At 68.6% G+C, this 22,874-nt stretch carries 19 protein-coding genes; 10 read left to right on the top strand and 9 right to left on the bottom strand.

Features of this window, described 5'->3' with window-relative positions; translation table 11 throughout:
- Window positions 1–42: 42 nt before the first annotated feature.
- From BKA03_RS04300 to BKA03_RS04290, 3 genes are read right to left on the bottom strand one after another with little or no spacing between them, the layout of a single operon-like run.
- Window positions 43–3,252, bottom strand: a complete 3,210-nt coding sequence (locus BKA03_RS04300; protein ID WP_179397696.1) for an ATP-dependent helicase — start codon at window positions 3,250–3,252, stop codon at window positions 43–45.
- Window positions 3,249–6,473 carry an ATP-dependent DNA helicase gene (locus BKA03_RS04295; protein WP_062074488.1) on the bottom strand — a complete coding sequence of 1,075 codons (3,225 nt, stop codon included), beginning with the start codon at window positions 6,471–6,473 and terminating at the stop codon, window positions 3,249–3,251. Before BKA03_RS04295 ends, BKA03_RS04300 begins: the two co-directional genes overlap by 4 nt.
- 45 nt (window positions 6,474–6,518) lie before the next feature.
- Window positions 6,519–7,415 carry a DUF3152 domain-containing protein gene (locus tag BKA03_RS04290; RefSeq protein WP_062074489.1) on the bottom strand — a complete coding sequence of 299 codons (897 nt, stop codon included), beginning with the start codon at window positions 7,413–7,415 and terminating at the stop codon, window positions 6,519–6,521.
- A 109-nt stretch (window positions 7,416–7,524) separates the two neighbouring features.
- Here BKA03_RS04290 and BKA03_RS04285 point away from each other — a divergent pair, with 109 nt between their 5' ends.
- A complete protein-coding gene (locus tag BKA03_RS04285) occupies window positions 7,525–7,743 on the top strand; it encodes a DUF3107 domain-containing protein (protein WP_062074490.1) in 219 nt (72 codons plus the stop codon).
- A 26-nt stretch (window positions 7,744–7,769) separates the two neighbouring features.
- On the opposite strand, the gene BKA03_RS04280 is transcribed toward BKA03_RS04285, so the two are convergent.
- Window positions 7,770–8,273, bottom strand: a complete 504-nt coding sequence (locus BKA03_RS04280; protein ID WP_238579387.1) for a gluconokinase — start codon at window positions 8,271–8,273, stop codon at window positions 7,770–7,772.
- 200 nt (window positions 8,274–8,473) lie between these two features.
- On the opposite strand from BKA03_RS04280, the gene BKA03_RS04275 reads away from it, so the two are divergent.
- The gene (locus tag BKA03_RS04275) at window positions 8,474–10,129 is read left to right on the top strand and encodes a DEAD/DEAH box helicase (RefSeq protein ID WP_083971308.1); all 1,656 of its coding nucleotides are present in this window, start codon (window positions 8,474–8,476) and stop codon (window positions 10,127–10,129) included.
- Window positions 10,130–10,160: 31 nt separating this feature from the next.
- Here the strand turns inward: BKA03_RS04275 and BKA03_RS04270 are convergent, their stop codons facing one another.
- Window positions 10,161–10,766, bottom strand: a complete 606-nt coding sequence (locus tag BKA03_RS04270) for a GNAT family N-acetyltransferase (protein ID WP_062074492.1) — start codon at window positions 10,764–10,766, stop codon at window positions 10,161–10,163.
- Window positions 10,767–10,786: 20 nt separating this feature from the next.
- Entirely contained in the window at window positions 10,787–11,614 is an 828-nt protein-coding gene (locus tag BKA03_RS04265; RefSeq protein ID WP_062074493.1) for a PHP domain-containing protein, read from the bottom strand.
- A 148-nt stretch (window positions 11,615–11,762) separates the two neighbouring features.
- Between BKA03_RS04265 and BKA03_RS04260 the strand changes: the two genes are divergently transcribed.
- On the top strand, window positions 11,763–13,163 hold the full coding sequence (locus BKA03_RS04260; RefSeq protein WP_062074494.1) for an aminopeptidase P family protein: 1,401 nt from the start codon (window positions 11,763–11,765) through the stop codon (window positions 13,161–13,163).
- A 15-nt stretch (window positions 13,164–13,178) separates the two neighbouring features.
- Window positions 13,179–13,376: a hypothetical protein gene (locus tag BKA03_RS04255; RefSeq protein WP_062074495.1), complete on the top strand. Its 198-nt coding sequence runs from the start codon at window positions 13,179–13,181 to the stop codon at window positions 13,374–13,376.
- 193 nt (window positions 13,377–13,569) lie between these two features.
- Here BKA03_RS04255 and BKA03_RS04250 read toward each other — a convergent pair whose 3' ends face one another.
- A complete protein-coding gene (locus tag BKA03_RS04250) occupies window positions 13,570–14,580 on the bottom strand; it encodes an NADP-dependent oxidoreductase (RefSeq protein WP_062074496.1) in 1,011 nt (336 codons plus the stop codon).
- A 63-nt stretch (window positions 14,581–14,643) separates the two neighbouring features.
- The gene (locus tag BKA03_RS04245; RefSeq protein WP_062074497.1) at window positions 14,644–15,027 is read right to left on the bottom strand and encodes a DUF1304 domain-containing protein; all 384 of its coding nucleotides are present in this window, start codon (window positions 15,025–15,027) and stop codon (window positions 14,644–14,646) included.
- A gap of 106 nt (window positions 15,028–15,133) precedes the next feature.
- Here BKA03_RS04245 and BKA03_RS04240 point away from each other — a divergent pair, with 106 nt between their 5' ends.
- Window positions 15,134–15,733, top strand: a complete 600-nt coding sequence (locus BKA03_RS04240) for a TetR/AcrR family transcriptional regulator (protein ID WP_062074498.1) — start codon at window positions 15,134–15,136, stop codon at window positions 15,731–15,733.
- 1 nt (window position 15,734) lies between these two features.
- A complete protein-coding gene (locus BKA03_RS04235) occupies window positions 15,735–16,736 on the top strand; it encodes an LLM class flavin-dependent oxidoreductase (protein ID WP_202965716.1) in 1,002 nt (333 codons plus the stop codon).
- 200 nt (window positions 16,737–16,936) lie between these two features.
- Here the strand turns inward: BKA03_RS04235 and BKA03_RS04230 are convergent, their stop codons facing one another.
- A complete protein-coding gene (locus BKA03_RS04230; RefSeq protein ID WP_179397695.1) occupies window positions 16,937–18,304 on the bottom strand; it encodes an aminotransferase-like domain-containing protein in 1,368 nt (455 codons plus the stop codon).
- Between the two features lie 99 nt (window positions 18,305–18,403).
- Here BKA03_RS04230 and BKA03_RS04225 point away from each other — a divergent pair, with 99 nt between their 5' ends.
- From BKA03_RS04225 to BKA03_RS04210, 4 genes are all read left to right on the top strand, one after another.
- Entirely contained in the window at window positions 18,404–19,873 is a 1,470-nt protein-coding gene (locus BKA03_RS04225; protein WP_062074500.1) for a pyridoxal phosphate-dependent decarboxylase family protein, read from the top strand.
- Window positions 19,874–20,027: 154 nt separating this feature from the next.
- Window positions 20,028–20,930: a phosphotransferase gene (locus BKA03_RS04220; RefSeq protein WP_062074501.1), complete on the top strand. Its 903-nt coding sequence runs from the start codon at window positions 20,028–20,030 to the stop codon at window positions 20,928–20,930.
- Window positions 20,931–20,992: 62 nt separating this feature from the next.
- Window positions 20,993–22,306, top strand: coding sequence for a magnesium transporter MgtE N-terminal domain-containing protein (locus BKA03_RS04215; RefSeq protein ID WP_062074502.1), 1,314 nt, complete (start codon window positions 20,993–20,995; stop codon window positions 22,304–22,306).
- Window positions 22,299–22,817, top strand: coding sequence for a DUF1003 domain-containing protein (locus tag BKA03_RS04210; RefSeq protein ID WP_062074503.1), 519 nt, complete (start codon window positions 22,299–22,301; stop codon window positions 22,815–22,817). Before BKA03_RS04215 ends, BKA03_RS04210 begins: the two co-directional genes overlap by 8 nt.
- Window positions 22,818–22,874: the final 57 nt, after the last annotated feature.

The following is a 22,874-nucleotide window of genomic DNA, read 5'->3' as shown; positions in this document are numbered from 1 at the left end:
ATGTGAGATTGCGCACGCGCGGAGCGCGCCTTGTAGCCCCGTCTAGCCCGAAATCAGCGCCTCAATCTCCTCGCGGCCCAGCAGCCGCTCGGGGCGCACGGTGGCGTCGGCGCCCACGTAGTAGAACGCGGCATCAACCTCGTCGATGCTCAACCCCTCTCGTGCGGCCCACGCCAAGCGATACATCGCAAGTTGGACTTCACGCGCTTGCCGCTCCTCCGGGTCGCTCGGGGGTCTGCCGGATTTCCAGTCGACGACGGTCACGCGGTCGAGGCCCGCTCCTGGAGCAAAGACCGCGTCAATGCGCGAGCGAATCGTCACGCCTCCCACCGGAAGTTCCACATCGGCCTCAACATGGCTCGGCGTGCGCGCGGCCCACTCCGAGGCGAGGAACGTCTCCTTGAGGGCGTCGAGGACCGTCGCCTCGTCGTCTTGGGCATCCTCGTCCTCCCACAACGGAACGTGGCCAAAGCGGGCCTCGATCCACGCGTGAAGCGCCGACCCTGTGTGCGCGGCGGCCGTCGGCTCGACGGGCACGGGCCTGCGCAACTGCCGCGCGAACGACTCGCGATCGCGCCTCATCGCCACGAGGGCCGACGTGGACAGGTGCGCGGGCAAGAGGACGTCGCCCGCGTTTTGGGACCGTGAAGCCCTCTCCGCAAGCATCACGGCAACCTCGCGCGCCAAAGGCAGGTTCTCGTCCCAACCGTCGGAGGGAAGCGTTGCAGTCGCCAGACGCACACGCTCGGCGAACGCCCTCCTCGCCTCCTGAGCCGCGGTGGCGGGCCTGGGCCATGGACGTGGCTCGACCATCGCGGCCGCGGGCGCGCCATCCTCGGGACAGTCCTCCCACACTCCGACATCCAAGTCTCCCGAGTCGACAAGGCCGGTCACGTAGGGCGACGGCGCGAACGGCTTGACGCCGGTGCCGAACCACGACCCGCTGAGCAGCACATGACTGCGCGCCCTCGTGAGCGCCACGTAGAACAGCCTGCGCTCCTCGTCGAGTCGGTACATCCCGGAGGCCTCGCGGAACTCGCCGACGCTCGCGGCGAGCTCCTTGTGATCGCGCGAGTCCCTGAACGCCCAGTGCGGCAACTGGTCCCTGTCGAGGCGAAGTTCGAAGGGAACATTGCCCACGCCGTCGAGCCATCCCGAGTCGGTGTAGTGGGGGGTACGTGCCGACGGCACCCCTACCTTGGGGAATTGCCCGTCGTTGAGCCCAGGAACCGCGACGACATCCCACTCGAGGCCCTTCGCGCCGTGGACCGTCAGCAATTGCACCGCAGCGGGATCGGGCTCGCGGACGGGGGCATCAAGGCCATTCTCTTCTTCACGCGCGGCGTCGAGCCACGACAAGAAGGCCCCAAGAGTCGCATGCCTGGCGCCTGCCGCAAAGGATCGCGTCGCGTCGGCAAAGGCATCGACCGCCCTGCGGGCCCTCCCATCGGGACGGGCCGAGGCCGCCTCAATGTCGAGCCCCCACGCGCGCTCGGCGAACATCACCAGTTCGGGAAGCGTGAGATACGTGTGGCGTCGCACGGAGTCGATGACCGCTGCGAGAGCACCAAGCCTCCGGCTCGCCTCCGGGGTGAGAGACCGTCCGGCGGGAGACGCCCAGCCGCGGGCAGGCAACGACGCGAGCGCATCGACGACGCTCGGGTTGCCTTCGCGCTCCTCGCGCGAGCCCGCGAGTTGCTCGGCGCGGTCGTAGAGCGCCGCGAGGTCACGCGGGCCCAGGCACACCCTCTCGCCCGTGAGGAGCCGCATGGCCGCGTCGCCGCGCGAAGGGTCGTGTGCCACCTGGAGCAACGCGAGGAGATCGGCAACCTCGGGAACGTCGAGCAACCCGCCAAGGCCGACCACCTCGTAGTCGACGCCCGCGGCCGCAAGAGCGTCGACGAGCGCACCGTATTGTGCCCTCCTGCGACACAGAATCGCGGCGGTCACGGGCGCCGATGGCCTGTGCCTCAGTTCACGCCGCCTCGCCTTGATGAAGTCAACGACCGCGAGGGCCTCGTCTTCGAGGGTGACGTGGCGCGAGGCGACGACACCGGGCGCGGCCCTCGATGGCTCGGGCCTGCCCAACTCCTCACCACGGGAACGCAGCGGGACGCCGACAATCGACCCCACGGCCAGCGGGACTACGGCCGCATTCGCGGCGGAGAGCACCGACGCCTCGTTGCGCCAGCTCACCGACAGCGTGTGCCTCGCGACCCCCTCGCCGCCAAAGCGTGCGACAAACTGCCGCAAGGCATCGGCCGAGGCGCCACGGAAGCCATAAATTGCCTGGTTGGGGTCGCCCACGGCCATCACGGGGTGCGAGGCGCCAAACATGTGGGCAAACAGATCGAGCTGCGGCGGCGAGGTGTCCTGGAACTCGTCGAGCAGGACCGCAGCGAAGCGCGCCCTCTCGCTCTGTTGCACGTACCCGATGTGCGAAAGGCGCACCGCGACGTCGACCTGGTCGGAAAAGTCCAGGAACGAACCCGCCCTCTTGCGCGCATCGAACTCCTCGACGAGGTCGGCCATCGACACGAGCGTGCGGAGCTTTCCCACGTAGCGCTCAAGGTCCTGAGTAAAGGTCCCCGGCGCACCGTCCCCCTGCTTCTTGGGAAGGCCGGTCATGAAGGCGAGGGCCTCCGCGGCCCACCGCCTCAGTTCCGACGGAGCGACCCTGTGGTCTCGCGCCTGGGCCGCCAAACGCGCGAGCGCAACGGTCACGGTGCTGACCGCCGCCTCGGTCTCGACGGCACGGTCCCACGACTGCACGACGGAGTCGGCCAATTGCCACAGTGAGGCATTCGTGAGGATCGTCGCGCCCGGATCGACCGCGACCCTCAGCCCGTGTTCGGCGGCGAGTTCGGCGGCGTAGCCGTTGTACGTCGCGACCGTCACGTCCGGCCTGTTTGGGTCCTGGCCGAAGACGGACGTGATGCGCGCCGATGCGCGTTCCGAGATCTCCGCAGCGGCCTTGCGGGTGAAGGTGAGGCACAGAATTTCGTCGGGAGACAGGTCGCGGCCGAAGAGCGTCTTGGCGTTGTCGAGCAGGTAGAGAATCCTCAGCGAGAGCGTCTCCGTCTTGCCGGAACCCGCCCCCGCGACGACGAGCGCCGGACCGAGTCCGGCCCCCACAATGGCAGCCTGTTCGGCGGTGAGTGTCCTGTCGGGGTCGACGATTGCGGCCAGCTGCTCGGGGCCGCGCCCTTGTCCGTCGACGAGGCCCTCGTGGATGCCCTGAGTCTCGGTCATGAGTCCGTCACCTGCGTCCCCTCGGCGTGCGCGGGGCACGAGCGGCGCAACGCGCACGAACCGCATGCGTCGTTGACGAGCGCGGGAAACCGCGCGTCCGTCATGGTCTCGACCACGGCGTCGAGCCGCGCCCTCGCGAGCTCGGGATCGACGCTGTCTTGAGACCGGATCGCCCCCGCCTTGCCTGTCGACAGATACGCGAGTTCGGCCCCCGCGGCCACTCCCACTCCAGGCACCGCCCCCTCGGCAACCGCGAGTTGGTACATCGCGAGCTGGCCGTTTTCGGCGGCCTCTGCCGCCGTCGGCACTGAACGTCCAGTCTTGAGGTCAACCACGTAGGCGCCCTCATCGCGCAACTCGATGCGGTCGGCCTTCCCCGACAGGATCGCCCTTCCCAACTCGAGCTTGAAGGGGTGCTCGACCAGCACCTCGCGGTCCGCACGCGAGTCGAGGTACGCCGCAAGCCGCACCGCCATCTCGCGACCTCTCGCGTAGGCCGCGCGCTCGGGCCAGGTGTCGAGCCCGTAGGCCGCGGTCCACCGTGCATCGAAATCGGCGAGGATCGTTTCGGCACCCCCGTGCGGGTGCTCCTCTGCGATCGCGTGCAGCAGACTCCCCACCTCCTGAGCAGAAGTGGACTCGCGCGTACCGCCCTGGGACTCGAGCGCCCAGCGCAGCGCGCACTTCTCGACCCACTCAACCTTGGATGGCGAGACCCTCACCGCCTCGTCGTCGCGCCAGAACGCCTCGCCCGTCGACGGCACCGCGACGCCGTGCCACGCGTCGGGGTCCGCCCCCGCGACCCCCTCCCTGGCGAGCCACGCGAGCATCGTCGCTCGTGACCCGACCAGGGCCTGCTCCGCGTCGCCGTCGTCGCTTGCGTGAGTGGAACCTGAGGCAGGCAGGTCCGCCCCCGACCGTAGCGCGGCGACCGCCGACCTCAGGTCCGCAACGCCACGCCGTGAAGAGGCGGCGATCCTCGTCACGCCGGCCGCTTGCTCGATGAGCGCCATGAATCTCGATGGCCGCGTCTCGCCGTCATCCACTGCGGTCACGGTGAGTTGCGTACGCGCCCGCGAGGCGGCAACGAGGAGCGCGCGCGTCTCGTCATCCAGCACGGCGGTGCGCGCCGAACGAAGGTCAGCGCTCCCCGTTGCCCTCTCCGCGGCGCCGACGGGTCCATCGGCAACCGCGTCCGCCAGCCGTTGCGCCCCCAACACCGAGTCGCGCAAGGTGAGACGCGGCCAGGCGCCCTCCTCGAGTCCGGCGATGACGACCACGTCCCACTCGCGCCCTTGGGCCGACGCTGCCGTCGCGAAGGACACGGCGTTTGCCGTGGCGGCACGGGCGCCCAAACTATCGGCGGCAAAGTCCTGGCCCTCGAGGTAGTCGAGGAACGCCTCGGCTCGCGCCTCTGGCAGTCGCTCGGTGAATGTTTGAGCGGCCCTCAACAGGCCGATGATCGCGTCGAGGTCGGCATCGTCCCTCGCGGATCCGGAGAGTGCAGATTCCCTCCAAGCATCGGCAACGCCGAGGGCTTCCCAGGCGGCCCACACCACCTCGCCCACCGTCGCGTTCCCGCTCGCCACCTTGGAGCCTGCCGCCACAACGGCCGCGCAAGCGCGCCCTGCGGCGACCGCCTCCGAGCCCGCGAGTGAGGCAAATCCTCCCGGTTGCGCGAGGGCCTCAACCAACAACTCGTTCGATGACCGCAAACCCCCGCTCGACCGCTCCTCGCGCACGAGTTCTCTGCGCAGCCTCCGCACGCTCACGGGGTCGAGTCCGATCAGGCGCGAAGTGAGAACCTCGACCGCGTCGTCCTCGGTCCACGGCGTGCCGAGTGCCACGCGCAGGATCGTCAACAGTGGCGATACCGCTGGCTCCTTGTGGAGCGCGACTCCCTCGCCCAGGGACTCGCATGGGATGTCCGCCGCCAAAAGGTCCGACCGCAAGGATCTCAGAACCATGGTCGACCTCGCGATCACCGCCATGCGTCCCCACGGAGTCGCGGGGCCCTCGAGCCCATGCCGCGCCCTGCGCAATTCCGCCGCAATCGCGCGGGATTGGCCATAGCCGTGCGGGGCCGTGATCACCGTCACCGGGGACGGCCCAGCATCGTCTTCGCGCGAACGTGCGCTCGCGACGGCAACGCGCGCCGTCGCCCTCGCGCTGCCGATGCCCTTCACACCGACGCGACCGGCGATGTTCCCCGTCACCGCCGCCAGGACGCCCGATTGCCTGTGATCACTCTCAAGTTCAATTCGCACGGCACCGAGGCCCCTTGCGTCGGTGGCCGCGTGCAAAGCACCAGGAACGGCGCCCCGGTAACCCTGCACGGACTCGTCAGCGTTGCCGATGAGCACCAACCGGGAGCCACGCGCCGCCATTTGCCTCAGGAGCGCCGTAGTCGCCACCGTCGCGTCCTGGTAGTCGTCGACGATGACAAGATCCCATGACGGAGGCTCGCCGCCCACCTCGTGCTCCCAGGACGCCAAGGCGTCCGCAGCCCTGGCGACGATGGTCGCGGGGTCATACCTCGCACCCTGGTCTGCGGGCGTCGAGCGCAGCGCCATGACGCCTTCGTACTCGGCATAGACCTGTGCCGCAGCGACCCACTCCTCGCGACCGGACGCGACCCCCAGAGCATGCAGGGCTTGCGGGTCCAGGTCTGCCTCGGCTGCCCTCATCAGGAGATTTCGGAGCTCTTCCCTAAAGGCTGGCAACACCGTCGCCTCGTCGGGGAGGTCCGCGCCCCACTCGAGGCGCGCCGCCCTGCCGCCGATGCGCCCCTCGAGCAGTTCGCGCAAGACGACATCCTGCTCCGCGCCAGACACCAGGCTGGGCCGCGGTTCGCCAAGAAGCGTCGCTTGGGCATTCAATATCGCGAAGGCCGTCGCTGCGGGGGTACGCGCCATGGGCACCGAGGTGGGAACGCCGATCGCGACCGACACCCTGTCCCTGAGCGCGGCCGCCGCGAAGCGGGTCGGCGCGAGCACGAGGACTCTCTCCGGGGCCACGCCCCGCCCCACAGCGTCAGCGGCAGCCAAGACCGCGAGAGTCGTCTTTCCGGTTCCGGCGCCACCCGTCACGACGAGGTGCCCCCGCAAGCCCCTGCCAGGCTCCACACCTCGCGTGATCGCCTCGAGCGCCCGCGACTGCGACGCATCCGGGGGATTTTCGCAGGCACGCGTGGCCGGAGTCACGAGGCGCAAGGAACTCATGTCCCTATCCCACCACGCCCGGGCGACAGCCGACGCGATCGAGGTCTAGGGAGCCAATGCGGCGGGCGAAGGCGATGGGCTGGCATTCGGGTCGACGTAGTGCGCGGGGGCGTCGGGGTTTGGCCAAGGGTTGACCTTGCAGCCGTCGGGCAGCGTCACCTCCTGGACCACCATGACGTCGGCGCGACCACCCGAGCACTCGACGTCGTCGTGGCCCAACAGATGGCCCATGTGGTGGTTCAGGATGTAAGCGCGCGCCCCCGCATAGTCAGTGCCGTACGTGGGGAATCCTGCCGTCCAGTTGTAGCTGGAGATGACGATTACGCCGTCCTGTGCGCAAGACCAGGGCGAGTCCACGACGGCAGGCGATGGACTCGAGGTCGGCGTGGGCGTGGGCATGGGCGTCGGGGACGCCTCGACGAAGGAGCCTGCCGGTTTCGTCAGGTGCGGATCAGGGCACAGAACCTTTGCGGTGTAGGGGCTCGCCAGCACAATCCGGTAGTCGGCGACGCCGTCGGTCGCCACGAATTGCACCGAATGACCGGTGCCCCAGCCCCTGTTGGCGTTGAGCGTGGCTATCACGTAGGCCTTGAATGCGGCGGCGTTGATCGTGACCCCGTCTTCGACAGCGATCGATACCCAACGCACGTCTCCCGCGCCCGCTGCGGGGCTTCCGATCCCGGGAACCACCGAGATCGTGCCCGCCGCCTTGCTGGTGACCGAGGTGGTCGTCACGCCGGCGTCGCGATCTTCCCCAGTCAATTGGCGCGTAATGGGCTCCAGATAGGGCAAGACCGGAGCCACGGTGGCGGTGATTGACGGGACCGGACTGGCGGTGGGGCTCGGCGAAGGATCGGCCCTTATCAACGCGGGCACAAAGCCCGTCGCCCACCCGGCGGCAACGCCGAGTGCGAAAGCTCCAGCGACCACCAAAACGGTCACCCCAAGACCGGGTAGGGCAATTCCCCTACCCGCGAACACACGACGACCGCGCCAAAACACCCCCCTACGATAGTTCGTACCCGCACCATTACTGTCCACGGAAGGCACCATGGAGATCCGCATCGGCGTTCAGAACGTCACAAGGGAGATCGTTGTGGAGACCGACAAGTCCTCCGACGACATCTCCGCGCTCGTCACGAAGGCCCTATCAGGCGGCGTTTTGGATCTGATGGACGTGCAGGGCCGACGCGTGGTCGTACCCTCTTCGGCACTCGCCTACGTGCAGATCGGCGAAGAGGTCAAGCGCCGGGTCGGCTTCGGCGACTAGTCGATCTTCGACTACTTGTCCTGCGGCTAATAGTCCTGCAGCGCGATGAGGTCTGCGACCTCTCTCGATACCTCGCGAGCCGTGAAGTGTGAGACGTCGATCGTTCCACCCACCTCGTCAAGGCCGAGCGGCTCCAGCGTCGCATATTGGGAGTCCAGCAGATCAGTCCCCGCAAAGTGACCCTCCGTTTCGGAGCGCTTCTCGACCCGCACGGCGAGGGTCGACTTCTTTGCGGCGAGGTGAACGAACAAGACGGCCCCGGCATCGACCCTGAGGCGGTCCCGATACGACCGCTTGAGCGCGGAACAAGCCACCACCGCATCCTGGTGGCTCGCGAGCCACGAACCGACGGCGTCGAGCCACGGCCACCTGTCCGCATCGGTCAGGGGAATCCCTGCGGCCATCTTCGCCACGTTGGATTCGGAGTGGAAGTCGTCGGCCTCAGCAAACGGAATCCCGAGGGACGCGGCGACGGCGGTTCCGGCGCTCGACTTTCCGCAACCTGTCACACCCATCACGACCACGCGCATGGCGACAGCGTAGGGCCCGGACATGTCCGGCGCACGCGCAATGGGGTTCCGAACGGCCCTACCGCTACACTTGGACCTGACCCTAGAGGTTGCCCGGTCGCATGTGATGCGCGGCGTGACGCCGCAGACCAACGATATTGCGCGATCGGCTACCCGCCATCGACGCATCGTCGCACCACATTTTGAGGACCCACAAGCGCATGACTGAACAGACCTTTGCCGATTTCGGCGTGAACCCACTCATCGTGGAGGCCCTGGCTGACCACGGGATCATTTCCCCCTTCCCGATCCAGTCCATGACCCTTCCCGTCGCCCTCGCAGGCCACGACATCATCGGCCAGGCCAAGACGGGAACGGGCAAGACGCTCGGATTCGGGGTGCCGCTCTTGCACCGCGCGATCGGCCCCGGCGAGCACGGCTATGACGAGCTTGGCGAGGCAGCGGGCAAGCCGCAGGCCCTCATCATGGCGCCCACGCGCGAGCTCGCCGTTCAGGTCGCTGGCGACCTTGAGATGGCCGCGAAGAAGCGCTCAGTGCGGATCGCCCAGATCTACGGTGGCCGCGCGTACGAGCCCCAGATCGACTCCCTCAAGAAGGGGGCCGACGTCGTGGTCGGCACGCCCGGCCGCCTCATCGACCTCATGAACCAGGGTCATCTCGACCTCCGCTTCGTCCGCACCCTGGTGCTCGACGAGGCCGACGAGATGCTCGACCTCGGCTTCCTTCCCGACGTCGAAAAGATCGTCGCAGCGACCCCCGAGGGCCGCCACACGATGCTCTTCTCTGCCACGATGCCCGGCCCGATCGTCGCGATGGCTCGCCGCTACATGACGCAGCCCACGCACATTCGCGCCTCCGAGCCCGACGACTTTGGCGCGACCGTGAAGGCGACCAAGCAGTTCGTCTACCGCGCCCACGCGATGGACAAGATGGAGGTGCTCGCGCGCATCCTCCAGGCGAACGGCCGCGGCCTCACGATCGTCTTTGCGCGCACAAAGCGCACGTGCGCCAAGGTTTCCGATGACCTTCGCGAGCGCGGCTTCGCGTCCGGCGCAATCCACGGTGACCTGGGTCAGGGTGCTCGAGAGCAGGCGCTGCGCGCCTTCCGCTCCGGCAAGATCGACATCCTCGTGGCCACCGACGTGGCCGCGCGGGGCATCGACGTGGAAGACGTGACTCACGTCATCAATTACCAGTGCACCGAGGATGACAAGACCTATGTGCACCGCATCGGCCGCACGGGTCGCGCAGGCAAGACGGGCGTCGCAGTGACGTTCGTCGACTGGGACGACATGCCGCGCTGGAGCATGATCAACAAGCAGCTGGAGCTCAACTACCCCGAGCCCGCGGAGACGTACTCCAACTCCCCTCAGCTCTACGCAGACATGGACATTCCCGAGGGAACCAAGGGCACGCTCCCACGCGCCGCACGGGTACGCGAGGGCCTCGGCGCCGAGAAGCTTGAGGACCTTGGCGAGACAGGCAAGCGCCACGCGGGCAGCGACTCCGGTCGCGGCGGCAGGGATAGCGGCGGACGCGGCGGTCGTGACGGTGACCGCGGTGGTCGCGGAGACGGTCGTGGCAGCCGCGATGGTGGTCGCGGTGGTGCACCGCGCGGAGACGGCGCGGGTCGCGGAGACGGACGCGGACGCAGCGCAGGCGGCCACGATGGCGCTGCTCCCGCTGGGGCTCAGGACCAGGCGCGCGCTCCGCGCGAGGGCGGCGCAACAGCGTCGGCCAATGGAACTCCTCGGCCCAAGCGCAACCGCAATCGCCGCCGCACGGGCGGTGGAAACGCTGCCGGCGGAGCCGCAGGCGGCGGTCAACCGGGCGCTCAGGCTCCCGCAGGCGACTAGCCCGACGGCCCGGGGTCTGGCGGCTGGGAGCCTAGGCTCCCGGCGCCGCCGTGGCCGCAAGCCTGGCCGATAGGCCCTGCCTCACGGCGGGCCACTCGCCGTCGATGATCGAGAAGACGACGGTGTCGCGCAGCGTTCCGTCTCTCCACACCTGATGGTTGCGGAGCACGCCGTCTTGCTTCGCACCCAGTCTGGCGATCGCGGCCCGCGACTGTGCGTTGTGCCAGTGCGTGCGGAACTCGACGGCGATGCAGCCGAGGTCATCAAAGGCGCGCGTCAGCAACAGCAGCTTGGCGGCCGGGTTCAACCCTGTTCGTTGTGCGTCTCGACCGAGCCAGGTCGAACCGATCTCGACGCGCCTGTTCGGGGCGTCGATGTTCATGTAGGTCGTCATGCCGACCGCACGGCCGCTGGCCCGCGAAACGACGGCCCACGGCGCCATCCGGCCCTCGGCCTGGAGCCCAAGCCGCCTGTCGATCTCGGCGGCCATGCCTTCGGGCGTGGGGATGGACGCGTACCAGGTCTTCCACAGGTCGCCGATGCTCACAGCTACGGCAAGGTGGTCGGAGTGGGACCTGGATAGCGGTTCGAGACGCACCCAGGCGTTCTCAAGGACGGGTGTCTGAGCGAAAGTCACAACGCGACCCTACCGATACCTCAGCGGCCGCGGGCGTCTTGGAGTTGGTGCAGCGCCGCGTCGGAGGTGACATTCTCGCCCAAGCGGTTGACCTTCCCTGTGCCGTGATAGTCGCTCGCGCCCGTATGCACCAGTCCGAGTCGCTGCGCGATGCGCGCAAGCCTGTCTCTCTGCGGCTCGTTGTGGTCGCGGTGCTCGACTTCGAGGCCAACCAATCCGGCATCGGCCATCAGCTCGATGACCGATGTGGGAACGACCTTGCCCCTGCCGTCGGCGCCGGGATGAGCAAAGACGGTGACGGCACCAGTGGCCCTGAACGTGCGGATCGCATCGAACACCTCGGGCGCGTAGTGAGGCACGTAGTAGGCGGAGTTGCCCGCAAGCACCTTGGCAAAGGCGTCGTCCCTCGTGGCGAAGACGCCTCGCGTGACCAGGGCGTCGGCGATGTGGGGACGGCCCACCGTCTCGGCGCCTCCCGACTGCGCGAGGACGTCGTCCCAGACGAGCGGATAGTCGGCGCCGACGCGGCGCACGATCTCCTTGGCCCGGTCAAGCCGCGCGTCCCGCGTGAGACCAAGCATCGCGATGACCTCTTCGTCACTCGGGTCGGGCCAGTACGCGAGAAGGTGGACCGATATCCCGTCGTGCCTGCACGAGACCTCGATGCCGGGAACGAAGTTCATGCCAAGCGCGGCCGCCATTTCGGCCGCGTCCTCGAGGCCAGCCATCGAGTCGTGGTCGGTCAGCGCGACGACATCTATTCCAGCGGCGTGCGCCGAGCGCATGACATCGGCCGGGGACTCGGTGCCGTCGGAAACGGTCGAATGAGTATGGAGGTCGATGCGCACAGGGCCAGCCTACGGCGGCTGATGCGGGCCGCTTTCCCACGGCCCCGTTCGGAGGACTCGCCGTCTGCGGACGGGGTCGCCGTCCGCGCTGGTCTTGGGTCTAGCGTGGGCGCGCGCGGTCCCGTCTGCGCCGTGCCACGATAGCCAGGTGGAAGAACAAGACAAAGCAACCCAGGAACTGAACAAGGCGCGCGCCACGCGCCCGACCGCCGAGGAATTCAAGAAGTTCCTCGCCACGGGTTGGGGCGAGCCGGAAGACGTCAAGACGACGGCGGTCGCCGGGGCGCCCTTCGCCGCCCAAAGACGCGCTCGGCTGAGCGCGATGTTCCCTGGCGTGCGCATCGTCGTCCCTGCCGGCGAGCTCAAGGTGCGCTCGAACGACACCGACTATCGCTTCCGCCCCCACAGCGACTTTGCGTACCTCACGGGCCTGGGCGTCGACTTCGAGCCTGGCGCCGTGCTGGTGATGACCCCCGTCGACGGCGCCGAGGCCGGTCACCACGCCGCCGGTCATGACGCAGTCCTCTACCTGATCCCTCCCGCGGGCACCGACAGCGAGGGCTTCTATTCCGACCCGCGCTCGGGCGAGTTCTGGATTGGCCGCCGTCCCGGCCTCGCCGAGTTCGAGGCGATGACGGGCATCGAAACCGCGCCGCTCAAAGAACTCCCCGGCGGAATTCGCTTGTCGAACCACCCCACTAAGGCCGTGCACAGGGCGCTCGCCGAGATGCGCTTCGTCAAGGACGAATACGAGATCCAGCAGATGCGCGACGCCGTCGACGCGACGATCGAGGGCTTCGCGCGCGCCGTCAAGGAACTCCCCCGCGCGATCGACCACAAGCGCGGCGAGCGCGTCGTCGAGGCCGCTTTCGACGGCCACGCCCGCGAAGAGGGAAACGCGGTGGGCTACGAGACCATTGCCGCATCGGGAGACCACGCGACCACGCTGCACTGGATCCGCAACGACGGTCAGGTGCGCTCAGGCGAGCTGTTGTTGCTCGATGCAGGCGTGGAGGTCGAGAGCCTCTACACGGCCGACATCACGCGCACCCTGCCGGTCGACGGCACCTTCTCCCCCGTCCAGCGCCGCGTCTACGAGGTGGTGCTCGAGGCCGCCAACGCGGGATTCGCGGTGGCACGCCCAGGCGCCAAGTTCCTGGACGTCCACATGGCGGCCATGGAGGTCATCGAGAGGCGCCTCACCGAATGGGACATCGTTCCCGATGCCGAGGACCCGGAGGCCAAGCTGTATCGCCGCTGGATGGTCCACTCCACGTCACACCACCTGGGGATGGACGTGCATGACTGCGCCTCCGCCAATCGCGACCTGTACATGGAGGGCACCCTCGAGCCAGGCATGGTGTTCACGATCGAGCCCGGCCTGTACTTCAAGGCGGGCGACCTGACGGTGCCAGCGGAGCTGCGAGGCATCGGTATCCGCATCGAGGACGACGTCCTGGTCACCGAGGACGGCTACGAGAACCTCTCCGTGGCACTCCCCCGCGATCCCGACGCGGTCGAGGCCTGGATGGCGCGACTGCGGGGCTAGCGGTAGCGTCGTCGGATGACGATGCGCAACTGGTCCGAGCGGCGGCGACGCGTGTGGCGTTGGGGTTGGGTTGCGCTGATCGCGGCCGTATGGTTCATGCCGCTGGGACAATCCGGATCGTGCTCCGCAGTGCCCGGAGGCGCGGGCCAATGCACCACGAGTTACACGCCTCTCATGGGCTACGTACTCGGGTATTCGATCCCCGCGCCGTAGACCCCACCCCGCCGACGCTGCGAACCAATCTCGGAGTCGACGCGCCGAGGAATAGGCTCAGGATGCGGGAGCGTGCGGGGTGTCGCGGGCCAAAGTGGTTCGGAGCGACGGAGGCGCGCCGTAGGCGCCTTCGACACGTGCCATGCGCCTGCCCGCGACGCATCGGAGGCCGGCCCCAGCGAGCCAAACTGAACTAGATCTTCACGACCATCTTGCCGACGTTCTCGCCGCGCAGCAGGCCGAGGAACGCGTCGACGGCGTGGTCGATCCCCTCGACAACGGTCTCGTCGTGTGCAATCTTGCCCGCGCCGAACCACTCAGTCATGTGCTGCTGGAACTCGCCCGCGAGATGCAGGTAGCCGCCCAGGGTGAAGCCCTTGAGGGTCAGCGAGCGGGTGATGATGTTGCCCATGTTGCGCGGCCCCGGCACGGGCTCGGTCGCGTTGTAGGCCGAGATGGCTCCGCAGACCGCAACACGGCCGCCGTGATTGAGTGCCCCGATGGCGGCCTCGAGGTGCTCGCCGCCCACGTTGTCGAAGTACACGTCGATGCCCTCGGGGGTAGCGGCGGCCAGCTGGCCGCGAATGTCGCCGTCCTTGTAGTTGAAGGCGACGTCGTAACCGTACCTTTCGGTCAGCAGCGCGACCTTCTCGGCCGAACCCGCCGAGCCGATGACGCGCTTGGCGCCGAGCAGCCTGGCAATCTGGCCCGCAGCCGTGCCCACCGCGCCCGCGGCACCCGAGATGAAGACGGTGTCGCCCTCGCGCATCTGGGCGATCGCGGTGAGGCCGACGTAGGCGGTCAGCCCGGTCATGCCGAGCATTCCCAGGTAGACGGAAGTCGAGACGCCGGGGATCTCGGGAACCACGCGGAACTGGGCGGCGTCGGCCTGGACGATGTCGCGCCAGCCCAGCTGGTGCTGCACGAGCGCGCCCACGGGCACCTCGTCGACGTTCGACTCGACGACGCGGCCGATGGCACCCCCTGTCATCGTCTCGTCGAGCGCGAAGGGGGGCGTGTAGCTCTTGACGTCGTTCATGCGTCCGCGCATGTAGGGGTCGACCGACATGAACTCGGTGGCGACGCGGACCTCGCCAGGGGCGAGGTCGCCGTAGGTGACCTGGACCGTGCGGAAGTTCTCGGCCGTCGGCCAGCCGGAGGGGCGCGAGGCGAGCTGGATCTGAGTGGATACTGCGGTGGTCATGAAATGCCTGGGCTTTCTATTGGGGTTGGGGAAACTTGAGAGCAGGGCTCAGAAGACGGAGACTCAGAGTGCAGCGATCGCGAGAGCGATCAGCGCCAGCAGCGGCAGGGCGCCTTGCTTGACGGCGGCCGACGCCTTAGTGCGGTCCGAGGCGATGAGGACGATCGCGGCGGCGAGCATCGAGCCCACACCTGCGATCACGAGCGCGGCGCCCACGGCAGGAGAGCCGACAAGCCACGCGACGATGCCCGCGGCCGTCACGATGGCCAGGAAGAGGTTGTAGAAGCCCTGGTTGAGGGCCAAACTCCGGGTGGTCTGGGCATCGGCCTCGGAGAGTCCAAACGTGGCGCGCACCCGCGGGGTGGTCCACCACAGCGACTCCATCGCGAAGATGTAGACGTGCAGCACGGCTGCGAGGGCCGCAATCACGAGCGCAGCAATAAGCACGGAAACTCCTCGGGGTCGACATACAGGGTTTTGTACCGTTCGGTGTACTATATATAGTGAAACGAGCGATTCACAAATCGATCGCCCCCGACCGAGGAGGCCGCACATGGGCCGCAAGCGCACCTTCGACACCCAGGAGGCGGTCAGGGCCGCGCGCTCCGTCTTCTGGAGCAACGGCTTCGAGGGCGCCTCTCTTCCCGACCTCGAGCAGGCCACGGGCCTCAATCGCTCGAGCCTGTATCACGCGTTTGGATCCAAGCGCGGGCTGTTCGATGCCGTGGTCGACAGTTATCTCGACGAGGTCATCCGGCCCCGCCTGCGCGTCCTCACCCAAGACCCCGTCCCGCCGGACGCCGTCCGCACCTACCTCAATGGCATGAAGGCCGCGCTACTCGCCCCTGCGTCGGCCGCATCGGAGCACGGCTGCCTCATGGTGAACACCGCGGCCTCCCCCATCGCGAAGGACGAGGCCGTCCGCGAACGGGTCGCCGCGTATCGGGCAGAGGTCGAAGCGGCAATCGCGCGCGGACTCACTCACCAGCCCGGCTTCGACCCCTCCCGCGTCGCACCCACCGCGATGGCCGTCACCTCCCTGATCGTGGCCGCGATGACGCTCACCAGGATCGACGCGGCGGCGGCGGCCGAGACTATCGATGCGGCACTCGCGATCGCGTGTGGGGAAGCGGCGGAGCCCTACGCGCGTTGAGATGACCATGCCCCTCACGCTTTCAGTGCTCGACCTTGCCCCCATCGCCCCCGACGAGGCCCCCTCCCAAGCGCTCGCCCACACCGTGCGCCTGGCGCAGGCCGCGGACGCCGCCGGTTACGCGAGGGTCTGGTACGCCGAGCACCACAACATGCCCACCATCGCGTCGTCCGCCACGAGCGTGCTGATCGCGCACGTGGCAGCCCACACCGAGCGCATTCGGGTGGGAGCCGGCGGGGTCATGCTTCCCAACCACTCGCCGCTGACCATCGCCGAGCAATTCGGCACCCTGGGCGCCCTCCACCCCGGCCGCATCGACCTCGGCCTCGGCCGCGCTCCGGGTGGAGACCGCGCGGTGTTCGCGGCACTGCGTCGCTCCCCCTCCGATTCCGACCGCTTCCCCGACGACGTGGTCGAGCTGCGCGACTACCTCGCCGGTGCTTCCCGGGTGCCGGGCGTCCAGTCCGTGCCCCACGCGGCATCGGCCGCCGACGCGGTCCCGCTGTACATCCTGGGCTCGTCCCTGTTTGGCGCCCAGTTGGCAGCCGCGCTGGGCCTGCCCTACGCGTTCGCCTCGCACTTCGCGCCCGCCGCGCTCCACGACGCCGTGCGGGTCTACCGCGACACCTTCCAGCCGTCCGATGCCCTGGCCGAGCCCTACGTCATCGCGGGAGTGAGCGTCTACGCCGCCGACGACCCTGCCGACGCCGCGACCCAGTTCGCGACGTCGCGCAGGCGCAGGGTGCGCGGAATGATCCAACGCGGACCCATAGCGCGCGAGTACAGCGACGACGAGGTGGACGCATTCCTGGCGAGCCCAGGCGGCGCACAGACAGCGCAGATGGCCAGGTACACGGCCGTGGGCACCGCCGCGGACGTGCGCGAGTATCTGGAGAGCTTCGCGACGGAGGCGCGGGCCGACGAACTCATCACCGTGCACGGAGCGCTCGACGCGGACGACCGCGAGCGCTCGCTGCGGCTCGCCGCAGGCTCAGTCGCCTAGCCGCCGCGCCCCTCACGCATCGACCGCCCCTCACGCATCGACCGCGACACTACGAACCAAAACCAAGCGCGACACGCCGGCCAAGACTCCCTGCGGGTCCAAGCGGCGGCGTGTTGCGCCCGAAATTGGTTCGGAGCGCACGATGGCCGGGTTCGGAGCGCTGCCCGCCTAGGCCGCCCGCTCCGCAAGCACCTTGATGCCTAGCCGCATCTCCTCGGGCGGCAGGTAGAACGGCAGCCGGAAGTGGTCGGCTCCGGCACCGGGCAACACCTCGAAGGCCGCACCCGCCGCGACCGGCGCCCCCGCCTCCGCGGCCCGCGCGGCAAACCTTGCCGCCCCGCCATCGGGAAGCCGCACCCACAACGCGGGCCCGCCGAGCGGCCGCGAGTATTCCCAATCGAGGCCGTGCTCCGCGACGGCGTCGTCCACGGCATCGAGTGACTCACGTAGCGCCGCGAGGCGCCACCCTTGGTCTCGTCGAAGTGCTCGGTGAGCAGCCGCGCCGCCACCCGCTGAAACAGCAACGGCGAGCCGAGGTCCATCGCCGCGCGGCGGTGCCGCAACTGCTCGGCGAGCGTGGCATTGGTGTGCAGCCATCCCACGCGCAACCCGCCCCAAAACAGCTTGGACATCCCGCCGATGGTGATCACGGAAGCGCCCGTGCCGAACGCGGCAAATGGCGTCCGGTCCACCCCGTCAAGAGACAGTTCGCCGATGGTCCTGTCGTCAATCACGGTGGTTCCAAGCGCGGCGGCGGCCTCCAGCAGGATGCGGGCGTCGTCGTCGGCAAGCGCGGTGCCGGTGGGGTTGTGGAACGTCGTCACGTAAGCGACGTCCGGCCGTGCGGCGCGCAAGAGCTTGATCGACGCCGCCGCGTCCAGCCCCGCGGGGCCCATTGGGAGCGCGAGCGGCCGCGAGCCCGCCGCATGAACGGCGTCGAACACCCCAGGGTAGGTCACGGACTCCAGCGCCACCGGCCTCTGCGCGCTCGCGAGCATCGTCACGGCGAGCCAGATGGCCTGCTGAGAGCCAGCCGTGATGACGACCTCCTCCGGCTTGGCATCCACTCCGCGCGCGCGCAAGTGCTCGGTCACCGCCAGCACCAGGTCCCTATCGCCGAGCGCGGCGTAGCCGTTGCCCTGCACCGGCGAGCCCCCAAGGAAGGACGCCATGTCCTCGAGCGCGGTCTTGACGATGGGTGCGGGCGGCGGCGAGGCCGTGTTGAACGCGACAAGCGGCTGCACCTGTCCGGTAAGAATCTGCGCGAACCGCTCTTGTGGGCTGAGGCCCAGCACCCCGCGAGAGCTCACGCCGAGCGTCGGCGCCGCGCCGGGGCGCACCTCGAGCCACCCCGCATCGCGCAGGCGCTGGTACGCGGCCGTCACCGTGTTGCGCGAAAGGTGGAGGTGATCGGCGAGCGCACGCTCGGAAGGCATGCGGGTGCCGTGGTCGAGCGAACCCGACTCGGCAAGGGAGACGATCGCGTTTGCCAACTGGACGTAGAGCGGCCCCGTGCCCGTCTGCCAGTGGTCAAGGACGTCCGTGAGCTGTTCGGCTGTGGTCCGCATGCGAGCCAGCATGCCGCAAACTGGCGCCCCTTGCCTAGTGCCAGTGATCCGCAGACCGGCCCTGGTGTTCGGGGTCCAGTTACCGAGACCATCGTCGTCATGACCTCTCCACTCGCCCACGCACTCGTCCAGGCTCGCACCCACCCCGCCGCGCTCAACCGCCTCCGCGAGCGCATCGGCCTCACGACCGAGGCGGCCCGACGCGCTGGCGGCTACCTCGCGGCGGCCCCCTACCGCCCGATCGCGCCCTCGGCCGATGCCGTGGCCGCCCTCGACATCTTCCGGCGCCCCTTGCAAAGCGAGCCGATCCCGGCGAGGGACGTGCTGGCAGAACTCGACGTGTTCGGCTCCCCCGCCACCGTCAACCAGGGAGTCGGCCGCTACTTCGGCTACGTCAACGGCGGCGTGGAGCCTGCTGCGGCCGCCGCCGCGATCCTCGCGGGCGCATGGGACCAGAACGTGGCGATGCCAGGTCAGTCGCCCGTCGGCGCGGTGCTTGACGAGGTGGCGGCGGGATGGATCGTCGACCTGCTCGGCCTCCCGTCCGACGCCGTCGCCACCTTCACCACGGGCGCCACCCTGGCAAACTTCACCGCGATCGTCGCGGCTCGGGACGCCCTGTTGGCGCGCGCCGGATGGAGCGTCGAGGAGCACGGCCTCACGGGAGCGCCCGCCATCCGCGTCATCGCTGGGGCCGAGGTCCACGCATCGGTTCTCAAGTCGCTGCGGATGGCGGGTCTTGGTCCCGGCATAATCGAGCGGGTGCCCGTCGACGCAACGGGGGCGATCGACGCCGATGCCTTCCCCACCGATACCGACGCACTCACTCTCGTGCTCCTCCAGGCGGGCAACGTCACATCCGGCTCTTCCGACCCGTTCGCGCGGATCATCCCTGGCGTCCGCGAGCGCGGCGGCTGGGTCCACGTCGACGGCGCGTTCGGCCTGTGGGCGGCGGCGTCACCCACGCGCAAACACCTCGTCAAGGGCGTCGAACTCGCCGACTCGTGGGCGACCGATGCGCACAAGTGGCTCAACGCGCCCTACGACTTGGGAGTGGTCATCGTGCGCGAACGTGAGGACCTTTACCGGGCCATGGCCATCACCGCCCCCTACCTCGCCACCGCCGACGAGCGACCTCTGCTTCACCTCGGCCCGCACATGTCTCAACGTGCGCGCGGCGTCGAGACCTGGGCGCTGCTCACCGCGCGCGGTCGCACAGGAATCGCGCAACTCATCGACGACTCGTGCGACCGTGCCTCACAATTTGCCGACCTCCTCCGGGCCGCGGGCGTCGAGGTGCTCGCACGGCCCGTTCTCAACCAGGTTCCTGTGGCGTTTGGAGAGGCTCCAGGCGAGCCAGGCGACGATAAAGTGACCGACGCAGTCATCGTCGCCATTCAGGCCGAAGGCACGCTGTGGGCGGGGGCCAGCACATGGAAGGGCCAACGAATCTTGCGACTGTCCATCTCCGACGCGGCGACCACGAGCGACGACATCGACGCCTCCGCGGTGGCGATCGTCGAATCCTGGAAAGCCGTTCTCGCCCGGCCTCAGCGCAGCACGGGGTAGGTCACGGCGTCTGTGGCCCACCTCGAAGCGTCACCCTTGGGAGGGCTCGTCTTATTACTCCCGATTTGTGGAGGAGGTCAGCGACAACGGCCTCGGCGTGTCGTTGTGCCAAGGCGCTATATGCACTGGGTGCCCCCACTTCTAGGGTAAGGACATGACCCTTGCGACGGCGCAACCCGAGGCCGAGGTGCGCGTCGACGCAGCTCTGGTCACATCTCTCATCACCAACCAGGTGCCCGAGGCGGCCGGTTTTGCGCTCGGCGAGCGCTTCGAGGGCAAGGATGCGATCGTGTGGCGCCTGGGCGACGCGTGGGCCGTCAGGTTGCCTCGCAGGCAAGTCGCGGCCGATCGGCACGTGACCGAGGTCGACTGGCTCCCTCGCATCGGCGCCTCTTGGCCATTCAGGGCGCCCGTGCCGGTGCGCGTCGGATCGCCAAACACCGCGTTTCCGTGGCGCTGGAGCGTCGTCCCGTGGGTCCCAGGAGAGCCGGCAACCAAGGCGCCCCTGTCGCCCGCAGGCGCGACCCAACTCGGCCGCGCCCTCGCCGCACTGCACACCGACGCGCCGGTTCAGGCTCCTCGGCACCCCAGGAAGTCGAAACCGCTCGCGGTGCGCGCGGCACGCTTCGAGGATCGGCTCGCGACACTCGCCCGGCGCACCGACGGCACCGCATGGCGGCTCAACGTGAACGCCGCACGTCGCGTCCTCGGTCGCGGGGCGTCCGTCCCTCGACCAGCGGCAACGTGGGCTCACCTCGACCTCAAGGGACAGCACATCCTCACCTACCACGGAGTTCTCGCGGGCATCATCGACTGGGGAGACGCCGGCGCGGGCGACCCTGCGGCCGACATCGGCCAATGCCTGGTCCTCCTCCCACCGAGCCACTGGGACGCGTTCGTTGAGGGCCTCGGCGGGCTCGACATGCCGACCTTCGCCAGGGCCCGCGCCGAGGCGATCGATTACGCGACGATGCTCGCGTTGTCGCGCGACAAGACCGATGTCGCGGCCGGCTGGCTCGGTTTGCAGGCCCTCGGGGTTGCCCAGCACCACGTGTGACCTTCCAAAAGCACCGCGCGTAGCCTCCCGAAAGCACCGCGCGGCGACAGTACGCTGGCCCTATGAGTACGGGAGTCGAGCGAATCTTTGTGGCGCGCCTAGCAGGCACCACCGTTTTCGACCCACTTGGTGACGCCGTGGGTAGGGTGCGCGACGTCGTCCTCCTCCTGCGCAGATCCGGGGCGCCCACCGCAGTGGGTCTCGTCGTCGAGGTTCCCGGTCGGCGACGCGTGTTCATGCCGCTCACCAGGGTGACGTCGATCAACCCCGGCCAAGTCATCTGCACGGGTGTGGTGAACCTGCGGCGCTTCCAGGCGCGCGCGTCCGAAACGCTTGCGATTGGCGAACTCTTCGAGCGGTCGGTCACCCTCAAGGCGGGTCGAACCCTCGCCTACATCGAGGACATCGCCATCGAACAAGGGCGCGGTCGCGTCTGGCAGGTCACCAAGTTGTACGTCCGCAGCGGGGAGCGCAGGCGCGGGGTGCTCGGCCTCTCGCGCAAGGGCGCCTCGTCCGTGGTCGACCTCGACGAGGTCACGGGCCTCGCGACCCGCGACAAGATGCAGGGCGCCGCGCTCGTCATCGAGTCGTTTGCCGACTACAAGCCCGCCGACCTCGCGGCCGCACTCATGGAGATGAGCCCCGCCCGATCGGCCGAAATCGCGGGAGCCCTCGACAACGAGCGCCTCGCCGACGTACTCGAAGAACTTCCCGAAGAGGACCAAGTCGCGCTGCTGAGCACCCTGCGCAGGGACCGCGCAGCGGACGTTCTCGAGGCCATGGATCCCGACGACGCCGCCGACCTCTTGGGCGACCTGCCCGCTACCGAGGCCGCGGAACTCCTCGAGCTCATGGAACCAGAAGACGCCCGACAGGTGCGCCAGCTCCTCGGCTACGAGGACGACACCGCGGGTGGACTCATGACCACCGAGCCCGTGATCGTCGGCCCCGAGACCTCGGTCGCGACGTGCCTCGCGCTCGTGCGCGTCGAGGCCATCGCCCCTGCCCTTGCGTCGATGGTCTTTGTGGTGCGCCCTCCGCTCGAAACCCCCACGGGCCGCTTCATCGGCCTCGTCCACCTGCAGAGGCTGCTTCGCGAGGCTCCGCACGACAGCGTCGGCAACTTTGTTGATCCCGCGATCGCCTCGCTCGAGCCTGCCGACTCACTCGCCGAGGTCGCCCGCCGCATGGCGGCGTACGACATCCTGGCCCTGCCCGTCGTGGATGAGGACAATCACTTGCTCGGCGCGATCTCGATCGACGACGTGCTCGACCATCTGCTCCCGCGCGACTGGCGCGAACATGAACCGCGCGCCTCTCGAATGACGACGGCGATGAAGGCGGTCACGACGGCAACGGAGGGGTCCGATGGCTGAGCGCCTGGACCGCCCCAAGGGCGAACGCAAACTCTTCAAGCCCCGACGCTCGAGTCAAGAGTCCGACCGCTTCGGCAGGGTCTCGGAGGGAATCGCCAGGTTCCTGGGAACGCCTCGTTTTCTGGTTTACCTCACGGGATTCGTCGTCGTGTGGCTGGTGTGGAACTCGATTCCCTTTACGGCGGAGAACCACCTCCGCTTTGACTCGCCCAAGTTGTACTTCACCGCGCTCACCCTCATCTTGTCGCTCCAGGCCTCCTACGCGGCGCCCCTGATCCTGCTCGCACAGAACCGCCAGGACGACAGGGACCGCGTCTCCGCCGAACAGGACCGACAGCGCGCCGAGCGGTCTCTCGCGGATACGGCATACCTTGCCCGCGAGGTCGCCGCGCTGCGCCAGGCTCTTGGCGAGACCGCAACCAGGGACTTCGTGCGCAGTGAGCTTCGGTCGCTTCTCGAGGAACTCAAGGACATGGACCGCGAACGCGAGGACGAGGTCAGCGGCGAGTAGCGAGCGCTTCTGCAGTCTGTGTCGTCCAAGCGTCGGACCATGCGTCTGTGCGCCCGC

It is taken from the genome of Demequina lutea, from assembly GCF_013409005.1.
Lineage (GTDB): Bacteria > Actinomycetota > Actinomycetes > Actinomycetales > Demequinaceae > Demequina > Demequina lutea.
This window is presented reverse-complemented; position numbering and strand designations above follow the sequence as displayed.

Coding starts and splice junctions, on each gene's coding strand:
- BKA03_RS04300 (WP_179397696.1), bottom strand. CDS start 3,252: ATGACCGAGACTCAGGGCATCCACGAGGGCCTCGTCGACGGACAAGGG.
- BKA03_RS04295 (WP_062074488.1), bottom strand. CDS start 6,473: ATGAGTTCCTTGCGCCTCGTGACTCCGGCCACGCGTGCCTGCGAAAAT.
- BKA03_RS04285 (WP_062074490.1), top strand. CDS start 7,525: ATGGAGATCCGCATCGGCGTTCAGAACGTCACAAGGGAGATCGTTGTG.
- BKA03_RS04280 (WP_238579387.1), bottom strand. CDS start 8,273: ATGCGCGTGGTCGTGATGGGTGTGACAGGTTGCGGAAAGTCGAGCGCC.
- BKA03_RS04275 (WP_083971308.1), top strand. CDS start 8,474: ATGACTGAACAGACCTTTGCCGATTTCGGCGTGAACCCACTCATCGTG.
- BKA03_RS04255 (WP_062074495.1), top strand. CDS start 13,179: ATGACGATGCGCAACTGGTCCGAGCGGCGGCGACGCGTGTGGCGTTGG.
- BKA03_RS04250 (WP_062074496.1), bottom strand. CDS start 14,580: ATGACCACCGCAGTATCCACTCAGATCCAGCTCGCCTCGCGCCCCTCC.
- BKA03_RS04240 (WP_062074498.1), top strand. CDS start 15,134: ATGGGCCGCAAGCGCACCTTCGACACCCAGGAGGCGGTCAGGGCCGCG.
- BKA03_RS04235 (WP_202965716.1), top strand. CDS start 15,735: ATGACCATGCCCCTCACGCTTTCAGTGCTCGACCTTGCCCCCATCGCC.
- BKA03_RS04230 (WP_179397695.1), bottom strand. CDS start 18,304: ATGCGGACCACAGCCGAACAGCTCACGGACGTCCTTGACCACTGGCAG.
- BKA03_RS04225 (WP_062074500.1), top strand. CDS start 18,404: ATGACCTCTCCACTCGCCCACGCACTCGTCCAGGCTCGCACCCACCCC.
- BKA03_RS04220 (WP_062074501.1), top strand. CDS start 20,028: ATGACCCTTGCGACGGCGCAACCCGAGGCCGAGGTGCGCGTCGACGCA.
- BKA03_RS04215 (WP_062074502.1), top strand. CDS start 20,993: ATGAGTACGGGAGTCGAGCGAATCTTTGTGGCGCGCCTAGCAGGCACC.
- BKA03_RS04210 (WP_062074503.1), top strand. CDS start 22,299: ATGGCTGAGCGCCTGGACCGCCCCAAGGGCGAACGCAAACTCTTCAAG.